The 15,232-nt window shown below is 40.3% G+C and carries 13 protein-coding genes and 1 pseudogene; 2 read left to right on the top strand and 12 right to left on the bottom strand.

Annotated elements, in window-relative coordinates:
• Positions 1-5: 5 nt before the first annotated feature.
• The 4 genes from KFQ09_RS13690 to KFQ09_RS13675 all read right to left on the bottom strand — a co-directional run bounded on the left by KFQ09_RS13690 (position 6) and on the right by KFQ09_RS13675 (position 3,852).
• Positions 6-905 carry an alpha/beta hydrolase gene (locus KFQ09_RS13690; protein WP_181891724.1) on the bottom strand — a complete coding sequence of 300 codons (900 nt, stop codon included), beginning with the start codon at positions 903-905 and terminating at the stop codon, positions 6-8.
• A gap of 490 nt (positions 906-1,395) precedes the next feature.
• A complete protein-coding gene (gene psiE / locus KFQ09_RS13685; protein ID WP_255835759.1) occupies positions 1,396-1,824 on the bottom strand; it encodes a phosphate-starvation-inducible protein PsiE in 429 nt (142 codons plus the stop codon).
• 38 nt (positions 1,825-1,862) lie between these two features.
• Positions 1,863-3,170 (bottom strand): HAMP domain-containing sensor histidine kinase, encoded by a 1,308-nt coding sequence (locus tag KFQ09_RS13680; protein WP_129547804.1) that lies wholly within the window; start codon positions 3,168-3,170, stop codon positions 1,863-1,865.
• On the bottom strand, positions 3,157-3,852 hold the full coding sequence (locus KFQ09_RS13675; RefSeq protein ID WP_079919070.1) for a response regulator transcription factor: 696 nt from the start codon (positions 3,850-3,852) through the stop codon (positions 3,157-3,159). Before KFQ09_RS13675 ends, KFQ09_RS13680 begins: the two co-directional genes overlap by 14 nt.
• Before the next feature lie 236 nt (positions 3,853-4,088).
• Between KFQ09_RS13675 and KFQ09_RS13670 the strand changes: the two genes are divergently transcribed.
• Entirely contained in the window at positions 4,089-5,294 is a 1,206-nt protein-coding gene (locus tag KFQ09_RS13670) for a DUF418 domain-containing protein (protein WP_255835758.1), read from the top strand.
• A gap of 75 nt (positions 5,295-5,369) precedes the next feature.
• On the opposite strand, the gene KFQ09_RS13665 is transcribed toward KFQ09_RS13670, so the two are convergent.
• A complete protein-coding gene (locus KFQ09_RS13665) occupies positions 5,370-6,305 on the bottom strand; it encodes a helix-turn-helix transcriptional regulator (RefSeq protein WP_255835757.1) in 936 nt (311 codons plus the stop codon).
• Between the two features lie 83 nt (positions 6,306-6,388).
• Between KFQ09_RS13665 and KFQ09_RS13660 the strand changes: the two are divergent.
• Positions 6,389-7,034, top strand: a pseudogene (locus tag KFQ09_RS13660) (FMN-dependent NADH-azoreductase).
• A 77-nt stretch (positions 7,035-7,111) separates the two neighbouring features.
• Here KFQ09_RS13660 and KFQ09_RS13655 read toward each other — a convergent pair.
• The 7 genes from KFQ09_RS13655 to sufC all read right to left on the bottom strand — a co-directional run bounded on the left by KFQ09_RS13655 (position 7,112) and on the right by sufC (position 15,198).
• Positions 7,112-8,968 (bottom strand): alpha/beta fold hydrolase, encoded by a 1,857-nt coding sequence (locus tag KFQ09_RS13655; protein ID WP_255835756.1) that lies wholly within the window; start codon positions 8,966-8,968, stop codon positions 7,112-7,114.
• 57 nt (positions 8,969-9,025) lie between these two features.
• Entirely contained in the window at positions 9,026-9,592 is a 567-nt protein-coding gene (locus tag KFQ09_RS13650) for a TetR/AcrR family transcriptional regulator (RefSeq protein ID WP_129547808.1), read from the bottom strand.
• Positions 9,593-10,009: 417 nt separating this feature from the next.
• Complete coding sequence (sufB, locus tag KFQ09_RS13645; RefSeq protein WP_007500362.1) at positions 10,010-11,407, bottom strand: Fe-S cluster assembly protein SufB; 1,398 nt, start codon at positions 11,405-11,407, stop codon at positions 10,010-10,012.
• A gap of 17 nt (positions 11,408-11,424) precedes the next feature.
• On the bottom strand, positions 11,425-11,871 hold the full coding sequence (gene sufU, locus KFQ09_RS13640) for a Fe-S cluster assembly sulfur transfer protein SufU (protein ID WP_008347017.1): 447 nt from the start codon (positions 11,869-11,871) through the stop codon (positions 11,425-11,427).
• A complete protein-coding gene (locus KFQ09_RS13635) occupies positions 11,861-13,081 on the bottom strand; it encodes a cysteine desulfurase (RefSeq protein WP_008347019.1) in 1,221 nt (406 codons plus the stop codon). The genes sufU and KFQ09_RS13635 overlap by 11 nt, the downstream gene beginning before the upstream one ends.
• Complete coding sequence (sufD, locus tag KFQ09_RS13630; protein WP_017359290.1) at positions 13,081-14,394, bottom strand: Fe-S cluster assembly protein SufD; 1,314 nt, start codon at positions 14,392-14,394, stop codon at positions 13,081-13,083. The genes KFQ09_RS13635 and sufD overlap by 1 nt, the downstream gene beginning before the upstream one ends.
• Before the next feature lie 18 nt (positions 14,395-14,412).
• Entirely contained in the window at positions 14,413-15,198 is a 786-nt protein-coding gene (gene sufC / locus KFQ09_RS13625; RefSeq protein ID WP_007500355.1) for a Fe-S cluster assembly ATPase SufC, read from the bottom strand.
• Positions 15,199-15,232 lie beyond the last annotated feature (34 nt).

The following is a 15,232-nucleotide window of genomic DNA, read 5'->3' as shown; positions in this document are numbered from 1 at the left end:
CGATATCACTGTAAAGGGAACGTCTTACTTTCAATAATAGCGACAATTTGTTTTAACGCTTGGTTCGCTTCGGGAATAGGGAAGACAGGAAAGACGTGATTCATTTTTGGGTATTCGATATAGTTGATGGGAACACCCTGCTTGTCTGCCATCTCTTTGAATTTCCGGGCATCTGGGAGAAAGAATTCATGAGTGCCAATAAAAACAGAAATTCGTCCTAACGATTTGATTTCTCCATAGATCGGGCTGATCAAATGATGTGTTTCATCTGTATCACCTGCATAGGCTTTGCCCGACTCGATCAGTAAATCTAGGTTGAGCATTGGCTCTTTTGGAACCATTTTAGCGATATCAGGATGACTTAATGTCACATCAAGCCATGGTGATAATAGAATCAAGTTTCCAGGCTGCGGAAGACCTTTTTTTGCTAAGTATTGAGCAAAGGCGAGCGATAAACCGCCGCCAGCAGAATCACCCATGATGACGATTTTTTCTGGTGTTCCTTTTTCTAAAAGAGCTTGGTAAACTGGGAGAACACTCTCGATTGCATCCATATACTGATGATTCGGTGCTTTAGGATAAACTGGCACATACACCGTACTATTTAATTGCTTCGTCAATCGATCCAAGAAACGCCAATGCCATACGAGCGGCTGCTCAATATAGCCTCCTCCATGTAAAAATAGCACCTGATGATCATCTGGCTGCACATCTGATTTCAACATGTACGTATCGACTGAAAACGTGCTGCTTTTGGTGATGTGATATTTCTTTTTCAACTTCTCAGGCAGCACATAAGGTAATTGATTCGCCATTCTTCGTTCTTCTAAATACCCCTCAACATTTAGTTTCTTCTTTGTAAGTACAAGTAACCATTCAACAAACAAACTTTGAATACTTCGCATACGATCGACCCCTATAGATAGAATGATGACAATCAATGTCTAGGAAAAGAATGGTTTCTCTTTTTCTAAAGCATAACATAAGAACTTGTGAATCCGTTAACTGCTTTGGACAGAATACTTTTTTTATACATCTATTCATTTATGAACACCTGTCTATTTATATTATATTTTCTAGATACATCATCATCAATTGTCAATCTTTCAATCATTGTTCATTAATCAACACATATTCAAAAACTGTTCATTTAAACACAAAAAAGACGAGTGTTGACCACTCGTCCCAGATTGTTGACAAAGGGCTAAAATGAACTTGATTTTAGCCCTTTGTCTTCTTTTCAGCGTGATAGAAAACCTTTGCAGCCCTAGGAAGGACGAGCATCGGCGCGGAGCGAATTTGACATTCTTGAGCACCGAAGCGCAGGACTGACACCGAATGCGAGGGTTTGTCTACATGCTGAGACGAGTGTTGACCACTCGTCCTTCTTCTTCCTTACTTCACTTCCTCATGCTCTTGAGCAGCATCTCTTTTGCTCGCAATAAAGAGTGCACAGGTCATTGCAAGTATGGCCAGCGCCCACCAGAACGTCGATACCGCCTCTTCATGATCAATGATAATCAAACGGATGACCGCTGTGATCCCTATATAAATAAAATAGCGAAGCGGAAAATGAAAGTTAGATTTAAAGTATTTAATAATTAAGGCGATAAATTCAAAATACATAAAGAAGATCAGCAGCTCGCCAAGCATTCCATAATAGCTTTCTCCTTTGTTAAACAATGTTTTATAGACGAATTGCACGATGTACCATGTTTTACTAATTAAGAGTACGCTTAGCGCAATCGCTAGAAAGAACAGGCAGATATTCAGAAGGGCTTGCAGAAGATCAGGTACCTTTTGGAAATTGTTGAATCGTTTCATCAGATTGTTTCCCCATTCCATGATGTTGTTTTTGCTCTCTACATTTTGGTATTCCAAAATCGCAGTACGATGTAGTAGGTATCGTTCTTTTCTACACTTTCAAACTGTCCATGCATTCGGGACATCATCCGCTTGATGCTTCGTTCCCCGAGTCCATTGCTTTCCGGTATGATGTCTGTCTTTTTTATCGCATTGCTCACATGAATTTCAAAGACATCTTGGTCGGATAAAAAAGTGATCTGAATGTCCTTTTCAGGATCTGCGTATTTACGTAAGTTAGACATCACATTATCAAACACTCTGCCAAGTTCCTCGACGTTTACGTTAATATAGCTATCCGGCATTTCGCCTACAATATGGACCGTGAAATTCTCCTGATGCAGCAGGGCGACCTGATCTGATAGAAGATCATAAATCACTTCTTTCACTGCAACGGTTTCAAGCTCGGACTCGTGCTCTTTATCTAGCAGGAAATAGGCAAATAGATTGTCAGACAGATTCTTTAATTGCAGGGCTTTTCCATACGCACTCGCTATATATTGCTCCTTGCGGGTATCCGCTAGAGCCTCCTCTTTTTTCGCAAATTCCAGATTCATGATGAGTGATGTCAGCGGGGTCCTCATATCATGCGACATTTCGGTCACCAAACTGCGGCTCTCTTCCTGCAGATCATCAATAGCCTGAAGCTTGTCCAAAAAGGCTGTTCTTAAATCCTCAATGCTCTTTGCAATCATGGCCAATTCATCATGCCCCTTCACTGTCATCTCATAATCGAGCTCACCGCCTTCAAGAATATGAATCTCTTCACGGATCGTTTGCAAGTACCGCAGACTTCGGCGAATGCCAACAAGCACAATCAGGAGAAAAATGAGTGTTGCACCAAGCAGTTCTAGTGTAAAGGCGAGATCGTGATATCGAGAGGAGTAAAATCCGTCTACCATAACCCTACCTTCTCCGTCGCTAAATTGAACCGGGTAAGAATGACGCTTTGCGTAGTCGGTCACCTTTTCTTTCCCATAGGCCGATTCGTCAGCGACAGAGTAAATCGAGTCATATTGAAGCACTTCATCCTTGTAAACAGTGAGATTAATATAATCTTCTTTTTTCACCCACTCACCGAATGCTTTTCGATCCGTTGAAGTCAGCTCATGTTCTGAAACGTAGCGGCTGAATGTTTGAATGTATCTAGCAGATTCTTCCTTATAGTACTCATCCGAACTTAAATATCCTTCAATCAGGTGATCGGTGATCTTTTGCAGTGTCAAAAAGACAACACCACTTACGATAGCAGCGACCAAAATGAGCAGTGACAGCTTTTTGGTCAGCGTATATTTACGATGTGCCAAACCGGTATCCTCTCCCCCATTCTGTTTTGATATACACGGGACGAGCCGGGTCATCTTCAATTTTGGCACGCAGCTTTCGGATATGCACCATGACCGTATTGTTTGAACAATAAAAATAAGGCTGGCCCCACACGCTTTCATAAATATTTTGAGCAGAAAATATTTTGTTTCGTTTGTTCATGAGCAGTTTTAATATCCGATATTCTAAATCAGATAACTTGATTTGCTGCCCATTTTTCCACACTTCATTAAATTCCTCACTCACCTTCAGGCTACCGCCAACTAAATAGGTTTCTTCCTGTTCCTTTTTTTCCTGATAGATGGTATATCTGCGCAATTGCGCCATGACCCTAGCGTGAAGCTCCTCTTCTGAAAAAGGTTTTGTCATATAATCATCTCCGCCAGCGAGTAATCCTTCGGTTTTATCCCATGTACTAGATCTGGCGGTCAAAAATAAAATCGGCACATTTGAGGTGGCTCTTATTTGCTGGCACGTTTCGATCCCAGAGATACCTGGCATCATAACATCCAAAATCACCAAATCCAGCGAATCATCTATAACATGCAATGCCTGCTTGCCATTCATGGCTCTCAACACCTCATACCCTGTACGTGTCAGAGATTCCTGCAACAGGTCACCAATCTCCTGATCATCCTCTACAACTAATATTCGATGGGTCATATCTCTGTCACCTCATCCTCCATGACTTCATTCTTATATATTATTACTATATATCATCTAGCTATGTGAAAAGATACACCATAAATCTTAAGTGTTTATGAATATGATCAATTGCCATCAAGTTGCCACATTTATTTTCAAAAAATTGGATCTTCATAAATAATTAAGAATTGGCCTGTATATTGATTCATTGAAGGATCTATCTTTAGATCCAATACATGAAAAGGAGCATTAATATGAATGTAAGCAAGGTAGAACACGGACAACCAATGAGTCTTAAAGAACGGGTGCATTTCTTGGACATCGTACGAGGATTCGCCTTAATGGGAATTATTTTGGTCAACTATTTTTTGATTGTGGATTCGGTCAAGGGATTTGAGATGGAGTCTAATGATGGTTTTCACCACATTGTGAATTGGTTTGCCTCGGGGAAATTCATTACGTTATTTTCTTTTCTATTCGGGGTTGGTTTTATGATATTTATGGATCGAGCCGCTCAAAAGGTGGACAGCCCGAACAAGTTGTTTGCTCGGAGATTAACCATTCTCTTAGGGATTGGTCTTCTGCATGTCACGTTTGTATGGATTGGAGATATTTTAACCTATTATGCTGTCGCGGGCTTTTTACTGCTTTTCTTTTACAAACGCACAGCCAAAACCATCCAGTACTGGCTCATCACACTCTTTGTGATTCAATTGCTCACGCCTCTTTTCACCATGCTGCTCAATACCATCAGTACAGGATCATCAGGCAAGCCGGATTCTGCCGATTTTGAATTGACCAGTCACAACAGTCTGACTTATTTAGCATCGATAGGTGACCGGTGGACGGATATGTTCACGATGGCTTCGAGCTCATTTTCCACCGTCTATTCCATGTTCTTCATGTTTTTACTTGGTGTGTATTTTGTGAAAATGTCATTTTTCAAAAAAATGGAGACGAAAAAAGCGCTTTGGAATCGTATTTGGATGATTTGTACAATTGCTTTTCTTATCACACTAGCCAGTACGATTATGACAGCGGTCACCCCTTTTGAACATACGCCATGGATGAACATTGTCTCTGCACTTGAGCAAAATGGGGGATTGACTGGCAGTATGTTTTATATGAGTTCCCTTGCGATGCTGTTTCTGCACATTCCTCAGCTGCGAGGTGCTTTAATGGTGTTCACCAAAGTCGGACGAATGTCCCTGACCTGTTATTTGCTTCACTCCATTATTGGAACAATGCTATTTCTCAAGTACGGAGCTGGACTTGCCGATCATCTTTCACCGGCTGGCACGTTCTTCATGGCTATTGGCGTGTATGCCTTCCTTGTCCTTTTCAGTACGTTATGGTTAAAGCGATTTAAGTCCGGACCGATGGAATTTATCTGGCGTCAGCTTACGTATGGGAAGGTCAATGACCAATCAAAAACAAATACATTTCAGGCAGCGAAGTAATAAAAAAAGGCGAATTACGACAGTTCGCCTTTTTTCATGTGTTAAGTTTTTTGTGATTCAGATACAATCCGATCATTATATATATTGATCCATCATTTCTTGCAATTGAGTCAAATAACTCTTTTTTAATTCATCGGGGTATTCAATTTTCACATGTTTCCCAAATGAGATCAAATAGTGAGTCATATACGATAATTCTTCTTGGTTGTACCCACCCACTATATAAGGCGTATCATCAATGGTCTCCAATCTCATATTCGGATAATGATTCTTCAAAAACTTCTCTTTCCCTTGTTCCGTTAATCGACATTTAAAAGAGATATCATGATAGGTTTTTTCGTACTCGAGCTGCAGTGCTTTTAATTCTTCCTTCGTAAAAGTGTCTTTCGTTTCTTCTTCGATCATCATGTCCGTCATACAATCACATCTGTAGATGCCCCACTTTTTATTCTGAACATCATATGCTTCGGTGAACCAAATCCCATTTCGATAAAACAACTCAAGAAATTGTAGCCTGATCCTTTTATGTTCATATTGAGTGTATGTCATCTTCACGATTTGATCTTCCATCATTGCCTGCAATATCAAATCCAAATGATGTTGTTCACTCACTGGCGCGACATGATAGTAATGAATCACATCCAAAATCTCCGTGATCCGATGTTTTCTCTCATCAGACATTGTAGCAAACAGTTTTTGGCGAATTTGTGAGTAAGACTTTTTAAACGGTGTTGCTGACAACAGATCTAAGGCTTTAAGAGCGAAAAAAATGGCTTGAACTTCATCTATTTGAAAATAGATCGGAACCAATGGAGATTGATTCACGAGCCGATATCCTCCATGTCTGCCATTTTCAACATAAAACGCTAAGCCCATGGACTCTAGCTCTTCCATATCTCTTAAAGCCGTACGTTTAGAAATGCCAAATTCAGTTTCTAAATCTTTTAATTGAAATGAATATTTATCACTTAAAAAAATAAGCTCTTGGTTTAAGCGTTCTGATTTTTTCATTTGATTTTCCTTCTGAAAAAGGTGACATGTTTTGTCACCTTTATATTTTATACTCAGTTTATCAAAAGAAAAGGAGCATGCATATGAAAACATTCATTATTAACGCACACCCTGATTTCACTCATCAAGAAAGTTATTCAAACAAACTGCAAACACTATTTTTAGAACAGTTTAAAAAAAGATTCCCTCATGAGGAGCCAACAATTTTACATTTATATGGAACTGAAATTCCTCGTATCGAAAAAGACCAGCTGCTAGGAATTTGGGATAAGCAAGCATCTGAACAATCATTAACAGCTGCCGAAGAAAAAATCGCCGCTTCTTCTGCTGCTTTATTGGCTCAATTCAAAGCACATCATCGAATCGTGATTGTATCACCTGTTCATAATTTCAATGTGACGTCACGTATGAAAGATTATATAGATAATATCTTCATTGCTAGAGAAACGTTCAAATATACAGAAAATGGTTCAGTTGGTCTGATGACTGACGATTATCGTGTACTTTTGCTTCAAGCAAGTGGCTCAATTTTCACAAATAACGATCGGTACACACCACTGGAAATTTTCATATTATTATCTAAAGGAAATATTCCAAAACTTGATGGGCTTTCAACAATTTCATATTGTCCGGGCACAAGGGACAGCGATTTTAGATCAAGATGTGATCTTACAATCTGCATCTGATGATATGACGAAAACCTTAGATGCGTTTTATGCACCTCGTTAACCTCTATTTTTCAAGACCCAGAACGAAAAATTTTGCTCACTTGTCATCATTCTCATTTTTTCGTTTTGGGGTGTCTCTTATCTGCTAGTACAAATATTATTGATGACTAATGCTGCCGTTTCACTCGGATGGCTAAGAGGGAAATGGTGGCCATACGGAACAAAATCAACCTTCCCAAGATGCGATGGTGCAGAATAGCCTCTGTCATACTCCCCCCAAATCATGTGTAAGTTATCCTTTGTAACTTCTTTAAAGTCACCCTGATCGGTTTTCAGTAATAAATGGTTAAGCTGAACCGTTGTATTTAAAATTCTAGGAGAAGTAAAGCTGTTTCTGATTTTTTCAATATAATGTTTAGGGATGCTCTCCGTGCTTTCAAACAACCCATTTCTTAATGCATAACTCTCTATCAAATGAGTCGTTGCCAATTTAAATGTCCATTTGTTCAGAAATTGAGGAACATGAAGTGATTTTGCCTTTTGTTTAGCAACAGGCGGCTGAAGTAAAGTGATGGAATACTTCTTATCGATGTATTCTTGTCCCAATGCTTCCAAAAGAATATACGCACCGAATGAATGGCCGATTAGATGTGCACCATTCGTCGCTTTTTCTATTACTTTTTTCACTACATTTATATAGATATCTAGAAGATGTTTCTCTCGTTTAAATGGAGAACGCCCCAAACCAGGAAGATCCAAGACCCATACAGGTTGACCTGTTTTCTCATGAAGCTCTTGTGCTAAAGGAAATAAATCTTCTCCATCACTCAATAAACCATGTAATAAAATAAACGGCTTCCCCTCTCCTTGTAATTGGTAAAGGGTGTTATTATCGCATAATGTTCGTTTAAATAAATGTTGGTGCTCACCATTTTGAGCCATCATTCGATAATCTAGATCAGCTACTACAGCAGGGAAAAATGTCATGACACTCGTCTTCTTAAACCAATCTTCTCCCATTATTTTTTTCGCTGAAACATTTGAAAACGTTCGTTTTGTCATAAAATTCAGTCCGTCAGAAGGAATGTTTGTGAGTTTACTGACACCACTCTTCATGATAGCTTTCATCAGTGGCATTGGGACAGAGATGTTTGGCGTCCTCATATTCATGCTTTCTGACATCATACTTAATAGTTCAGCAACATTCTGATCGTGCTCTTTGTCTTCAACAAGTGTATATGTTTGAATAGCCGGCTGCTCCAACTTGAAAACCTGTACAATAAACTTCGCAAACTCATCGTTTGAAATAAGTGGTAACCGATAGTCCTTACCTCCAGGAATCACCGGCATGAGCCCTCTTCGCATACTCTTTACAAGCAAACCCAATCCTGCAATTTGCTCTGTACTCCCTGTTTGACTACTACCAACGACAGTTGGCGGATTAATGACAGAAAGCGGATAACCTACTGCTGATGCCTGCTGACGAATATAAAGATCTGCTAAAAACTTTGTTCTCTCATAAGGATTTTTTATTTTCAAGTAATCGTTTCCTTCTTCAAACACGTCGATGGCAATCTTGCTATTTTGATCATCAAAGGGACTCATATAACCGACAACATGAATAAATTGCTGCAAGCCCTTCGATTGATGAATACTTTTAGCTAATTCACCAATATATTTGGCGCCATTTAAAAAGACGGAAGCTGCCTCTTTACTTGTCGCTTGAATATCCATAGGGCCTCCTGCGTGAATGATCACATCCGTTTTCAATACCCTCTCCTGATCTTCAGCACTTAGACCCAAATCGACTTTCGTCAAATCACCTTCAACAAAGTGCATCACTGCCTCTTTTAAAATGCCTCTTTCTTGAAAAATGCGTGTTGCTTTACTTTTTGACCTCACTAAAAGAAGAATGTTCACATCCTCTTTGACTAATTCTTTCACTAATTGCTTTCCAATAAAGCCTGTTCCACCAATTAAAAATACTGTTTTCATATGAGGTCTCCTTTTTAGTACTAACCAGTACTAATTTGATGTAAAAAAAATGCTTCTTTATCGAAGCAAGTTAAATAAATGATCTGCTGTTTTTGTAATGACAGTGGCATCCTTCAATGTTTCTGAAATAAATAACGCTCCTTCAAGATTTGTCATAAAAAGTGATGCCACCTCATCAATCTGAATCGTATGTCTGAATTCCCCGTTCTCTACCCCTTGTTTCAGTAATAGAGAAACTTTCTCTTGTAATCCTGTGAAAAAAAGTCCTATTTTTTCTTTTATTTGTGTGGCCTTTGCAGGACTTTGAATATAAAGAGTAATAAATGGACAGCCGCCCTTATACTCTCTCGACTGAACGCCTTGTGATAATTGCTTTAAAAACAGTTGAATACGATCTTCAACTGAAAATTGGGTCTGAGACAGTACGTCATCCATTGCAGATTGATACATGTCAATCCAATAATCAACGACCCCTTCTAATAATTCCTCCTTATTAGAAAAGTGATAATACACATTAGACTTTGATACTTTGCTAACACGAACTAATTCGTCCATACTCGTATAAGCAAACCCTTTTTCTAAAAATAAAGTTGCAGCTACTTCAAGTACACGTTTTTGATTCATTAATTTTGCCTTTGTCATAATTAGAACTATACAGTACTAATTTGAATGTGGCAAGTATTTATTTTGAATAAAGTTGATCTGAACCTCGAAGTTGTTAGCGGCCTTAAAGGTAAAATCATTTCTCCTTTAAAAGGTTCAAAACAAATGTTGTGAGAAAGTATTTCAGAGAAGTTTATAAAAGACATGCATTGAGCATAGCCATGCTGTAAACGTTTTGAATAAGAACTATGTATGGGAAAGGTTAAGACATTCTAGTATAAAAAACAACCGCAGACACGTATCTCCATGTCACCCAAAAATTGAGGACCAAAGGAATTGTATCTGCGGTATGTTCAATAATTAAATTTTGTGGGCGCTTTGTGGGTGCTTAATATAAATATAACGTCTAAACACCTTTAATCCCCGGTATATCAACGGTTAACCTATACTACCTTCCATTTCAAACTTAATCAAACGGTTCATTTCAACGGCATATTCCATTGGTAGTTCTTTTGTGAATGGTTCGATGAAGCCCATGACGATCATTTCTGTTGCTTCTTCTTCAGAAATTCCGCGGCTCATCAAGTAGAATAGCTGCTCTTCTGATACTTTCGATACCTTCGCTTCGTGCTCTAATGAAATGTTGTCGTTTAAGATTTCATTGTAAGGAATCGTATCAGATGTTGATTTGTTATCCATGATGAGTGTGTCACACTCGATGTTTGAGCGTGCACCCTCTGCTTTGCGTCCGAAGTGAACGATTCCGCGGTATGTGACTTTACCGCCTTGTTTGGAAATCGATTTCGATACGATCGTTGAAGATGTGTTTGGTGCAAGGTGAATCATTTTTGCACCTGCATCTTGGTGCTGACCTTTACCTGCTAGGGCAATACTTAATGTCATACCACGAGCGCCTTCACCTTTTAGGATAACCGCTGGGTATTTCATTGTCAGCTTAGAACCGATGTTTCCATCAATCCATTCCATTGTTGCATTCTCTTCACATACTGTACGTTTTGTCACAAGGTTGAAGACGTTGTTTGCCCAGTTTTGAATCGTTGTATAACGGCAGTAGCCGCCTTTTTTTACGATAATTTCAACAACCGCACTATGAAGTGAGTTTGTTGTGTAAACTGGAGCTGTACAACCTTCTACGTAATGTACATGTGCGCCTTCATCAACGATGATCAGTGTACGTTCGAACTGACCCATGTTCTCAGAGTTGATTCGGAAGTATGCTTGAAGTGGTGTATCTACTTTTACGCCTTTTGGTACGTAGATGAATGAACCACCAGACCATACAGCCGAGTTAAGCGCAGCAAATTTGTTGTCAGTCGGAGGAATGACTTTTGCCCAGTGCTCACGGAAGATGTCTTCGTTCTCTTTTAATGCACTGTCTGTATCTTTAAACACAATGCCTAGATCTTCAAGATCTTGCTTCATGTTGTGATACACAACTTCAGATTCATACTGAGCAGATACACCTGCTAAGTACTTTTGCTCTGCTTCAGGGATTCCAAGCTTATCAAAGGTCTGTTTGATTTCTTCTGGTACTTCATCCCAAGAACGCTCAGAGCGTTCTGATGGTTTTACGTAGTACGTAATTTCATCAAAGTTTAATGCATTTAAATCTCCGCCCCATTGTGGCATCGGCATGTTGTAAAAGTGCTCAAGAGATTTCAAACGGAAGTCGAGCATCCACTGAGGCTCTTCTTTCATACGAGAAATTTCTTCAACGATCTCTTTTGTCAGTCCGCGCTCTGAACGGAAAATGGAAACGTCTTTATCAGAAAAGCCGTATTTATATTCACCAACATCTGGCATTTTTTTAGCCATCCATTTTCACTCCAATCTTATGATTTGCCGTTATCTTCGGCAGATGCGCCTTTTTCAAGCGCCTTCCAGGATAATGTTGCACATTTGATGCGCGCTGGGAATTTTGCGACTCCCTGCAGCGCCTCAATGTCACCAAGATCAATGGAATCGTCGTATTCTTTTCCTAGCATCATATCGGAGAAAATCTGAGACATTTTCAAAGCTGTTTCAATATCTTTCCCTTTAATCGCCTGCGTCATCATAGAGGCAGATGCCATCGAAATCGAGCATCCTTCTCCTTCAAATTTCGCATCGATGACTTTTTCGTCTTCGATTTTCATCGTGAGACGAATGCGGTCACCACACGTAGGGTTGTTCATATCGACGACAATGCTGTCGTTTAACACACCTTTGTTTCTCGGATTTTTATAATGATCCATAATCACTTGTCTGTACAGTGTGTCTAAGTTTACATTAAAAGACATTCGTAAAATACTCCTTTGTCTTACGGAGCGCTGCCATGAGCTCGTCAATCTCCTCTTCTGTATTGTACAGATAGAAGCTTGCTCTTGCAGTCGCTGATACACCAAGCCATTTCATGAGCGGCTGTGCACAGTGATGTCCAGCACGAATGGCGACACCTTCCGTATCTAGAACAGTTGAGGCATCATGAGGATGGACGTCGTCTAAGTTAAACGTCACAAGTCCAGCTCGGTGCTGCGGTCCGTAAACCGTGGCACCTTCAAGCTCCTTAAAGCGCTCAAGTGCGTAAGTCGCAAGCTGATGCTCGTAACGACTGACTTCCTCCATTCCGATGTCATTTAAGAAATCAATCGCTTTTCCGAGCCCAATTGCTCCTGCAATAATCGGTGTTCCCGCTTCAAATTTCCACGGCAGTTCTTTCCATGTAGAATCATATAGATCCACAAAGTCGATCATTTCACCGCCAAACTCAGCAGGCTCCATATTATTCAAAAGGTCCTTCTTCCCGTAAAGAACACCAATGCCAGTCGGTCCACACATTTTATGCCCAGAGAAAGCGAAAAAGTCACAATCTAGATCCTGAACATCAATTTGCATGTGCGGGGTGCTCTGGGCACCATCGACGACAATAATTGCACCGTGATCGTGAGCAATCTTTGCGATGTCTTTAATTGGGTTGATGGTTCCTAATACGTTTGAGACATGTGTGACAGCAACGATTTTCGTTTGATGTGTGATGGTTTGCTTCACATCTTCAAGCGACAGCGTGCCGTCTTCCTGTAACGGAATATATTTCAATGTGGCGCCAGTTGCTTTTGCTGCCTGCTGCCAAGGGATGATATTCGCATGATGTTCCATATGCGTAATGACGATCTCATCGCCTTCTTTAAGGTTTGCTCTAGCATAGCTGATTGCCACTGTGTTTAGTGCTGTTGTTGTACCTCTAGTAAAAATAATCTCCTGGACAGAAGAAGCGCCAATGAATGCTCGAACTTTTTCTCTTGCACCCTCGTATGCGTCCGTTGCTTTTGTGCCAAGGGTATGAACACCCCGGTGGACGTTCGAGTTGTAAGACCGGTAATACTCATTCATTGCATCAATGACAACTCGTGGTTTTTGAGATGTCGCTGCACTGTCCAAATACACCAAATCATGTCCGTTCACTTGCTGATGAAGGATTGGAAACTGCTCACGAACGTCTTTGATATTCATTATTTTACTTTCCTTTCAATCACAGAAACGAGCTGCTTTTTAACTCCTTCAATCGGCAGTTCTTTGACGACTGGATTTAAGAAGCCATAAATGACAAGTCTTTCTGCATCTTCTTTGGAAATCCCACGGCTCATGAGGTAATAGAGTTGAATTGGATCAACACGCCCAACAGACGCAGCGTGTCCTGCTGTTACATCATCTTCATCGATTAAAAGAATTGGGTTAGCGTCACCGCGTGCTTTCTCACTCAGCATGAGAACACGAGATTCTTGCTCTGCATTTGACTTCGTTGCGCCATGCTCGATTTTACCAATTCCGTTAAAGATAGAGGATGCTTGATCCTTCATGACACCATGCTTCAAGATATACCCTTCAGAGTTTTTACCGAAGTGGATGATGCTTGTTGTGAAGTTTTCCGTTTGATTCCCGCGGCCAACAACAACTGATTTCGTATCTCCGAATGTACCGTCGCCCATAAGCTTTGTGATGTTTTCAGACACAACGTCTCCATCATTCATCAGACCAAGCGCCCATTCGATTTTACTGTCACGACCATTTGCCATACCACGTCTATTCACATAGACTGTCACACCTTCTGCAAGGTTATCCACTGCACCGTAAGTGACGCGGGCATTTGCACCTGTGAAGACTTCAGACACGATATTGAAGATCGCTTCTTCTGGTGTTGCCGTACTGATGTAGTTTTCGACATATGTCACAGCACTATGATCGTCTGCTACAACGATGACATGGTTGAACAACGTTGTTTCGTCATTTTCATGAAGATAAACGGCTTGAATTGGTGCTTCAAGCTCTACGTTTTTCGGTACATAGAGGAAAGCTCCGCCATTCACTAAAGCAGCATGTAGAGCTGTTAGTTTGTGCTCATCCACTTTCACTGCATCAGTCATGAAATATTTCTTCACTAGGTCTCCATGTTCGCGAATCGCAGTATGGATATCAGTGAAGATCACGCCTTTGTCTTTTGCTTCATTAGAAAGAGACAAGTATGCTGGCGTTTGATCACGCTGAATATAGACTGTCTTATCTGTGTCCTCTAAATCAATAAGAGATTTCACTTCTTCAGGAAGCTCTTCTAAAGATCCAAATGGCGCACTTTCAACTGTATGCTGTTTGAAATTGGTTAAATTCCATTTTGAAATATTCGTTTTGTCAGGCTTTGGCATTGGAAGGTCTTCTGCTTTTTCAAGAGCCTGTAAGCGAAGGGAACTCATCCATGCCGGTTCCTGATGCTTCTCGGAGAAGCTTTTGACATAATCTTGATCTACTGATAATTTCGTTTCTAATGTCATCAATAATCCTCCTAACGCTTACGCTTCTTGACCAACAGTTTCGTCTTCAATTCCTAACTCTTTTTTAATCCAGTCATAACCTTCTGCTTCTAGACGCTGCGCGAGTTCTGGTCCGCCAGATTTCACAATACGTCCTTGCATCATAACATGAACGTGATCTGGTGTGATGTAGTTCAATAGGCGCTGATAGTGAGTGATCATTAAGCAGCCGAAGCTTTCGCCTCGCATTTTATTAATCCCTTTAGAAACAACTTTCAGTGCATCGATATCAAGACCAGAGTCGATTTCGTCAAGGATGGCGATTTTTGGTTCAATCATCATTAATTGAAGAATTTCGTTACGTTTTTTCTCCCCGCCTGAGAAACCTTCGTTTAGGTAGCGCTGTGCCATATCTGGGTCCATTTCAAGGAATTCCATGTTTTCGTCCATTTTGCGGATGAATTTCATGAGAGAGATTTCATCGCCTTCTTCTCTGCGTGCGTTAATAGCCGAACGAAGGAAGTCTGCATTTGTTACACCACTAATTTCAGATGGATATTGCATTGCAAGGAAAAGACCCGCTTGAGCGCGCTCATCTACTTCCATTTCAAGAACATCTTCGCCATCAAGCAAAATGCTGCCTTTTGTCACTTCATACTTAGGGTGGCCCATGATTGCAGCAGATAAAGTAGATTTACCTGTACCGTTTGGTCCCATTACTGCGTGGAATTCTCCACCTTTTATTTCTAGGTTTACACCTTTTAAGATTTCTTTCCCTTCAATCTCAACGTGCAAGTCCTTAATTGTTAATGTCGAAGCAGTCATATATCGATACCTCCAAAATAATCATTATTCTCAA

The organism is Bacillus sp. FS02 (assembly GCF_024398395.1).
GTDB lineage: Bacteria > Bacillota > Bacilli > Bacillales > Bacillaceae > Bacillus > Bacillus altitudinis.
Note: the sequence above shows the minus strand (reverse complement) of the source record. Positions and strands in the feature narration are given on the sequence as shown.

Coding starts and splice junctions, on each gene's coding strand:
- KFQ09_RS13690 (WP_181891724.1), bottom strand. CDS start 905: ATGCGAAGTATTCAAAGTTTGTTTGTTGAATGGTTACTTGTACTTACA.
- psiE (WP_255835759.1), bottom strand. CDS start 1,824: ATGAAACGATTCAACAATTTCCAAAAGGTACCTGATCTTCTGCAAGCC.
- KFQ09_RS13675 (WP_079919070.1), bottom strand. CDS start 3,852: ATGACCCATCGAATATTAGTTGTAGAGGATGATCAGGAGATTGGTGAC.
- KFQ09_RS13670 (WP_255835758.1), top strand. CDS start 4,089: ATGAATGTAAGCAAGGTAGAACACGGACAACCAATGAGTCTTAAAGAA.
- KFQ09_RS13665 (WP_255835757.1), bottom strand. CDS start 6,305: ATGAAAAAATCAGAACGCTTAAACCAAGAGCTTATTTTTTTAAGTGAT.
- KFQ09_RS13655 (WP_255835756.1), bottom strand. CDS start 8,968: ATGAAAACAGTATTTTTAATTGGTGGAACAGGCTTTATTGGAAAGCAA.
- KFQ09_RS13650 (WP_129547808.1), bottom strand. CDS start 9,592: ATGAATCAAAAACGTGTACTTGAAGTAGCTGCAACTTTATTTTTAGAA.
- sufB (WP_007500362.1), bottom strand. CDS start 11,407: ATGGCTAAAAAAATGCCAGATGTTGGTGAATATAAATACGGCTTTTCT.
- sufU (WP_008347017.1), bottom strand. CDS start 11,871: ATGTCTTTTAATGTAAACTTAGACACACTGTACAGACAAGTGATTATG.
- KFQ09_RS13635 (WP_008347019.1), bottom strand. CDS start 13,081: ATGAATATCAAAGACGTTCGTGAGCAGTTTCCAATCCTTCATCAGCAA.
- sufD (WP_017359290.1), bottom strand. CDS start 14,394: ATGACATTAGAAACGAAATTATCAGTAGATCAAGATTATGTCAAAAGC.
- sufC (WP_007500355.1), bottom strand. CDS start 15,198: ATGACTGCTTCGACATTAACAATTAAGGACTTGCACGTTGAGATTGAA.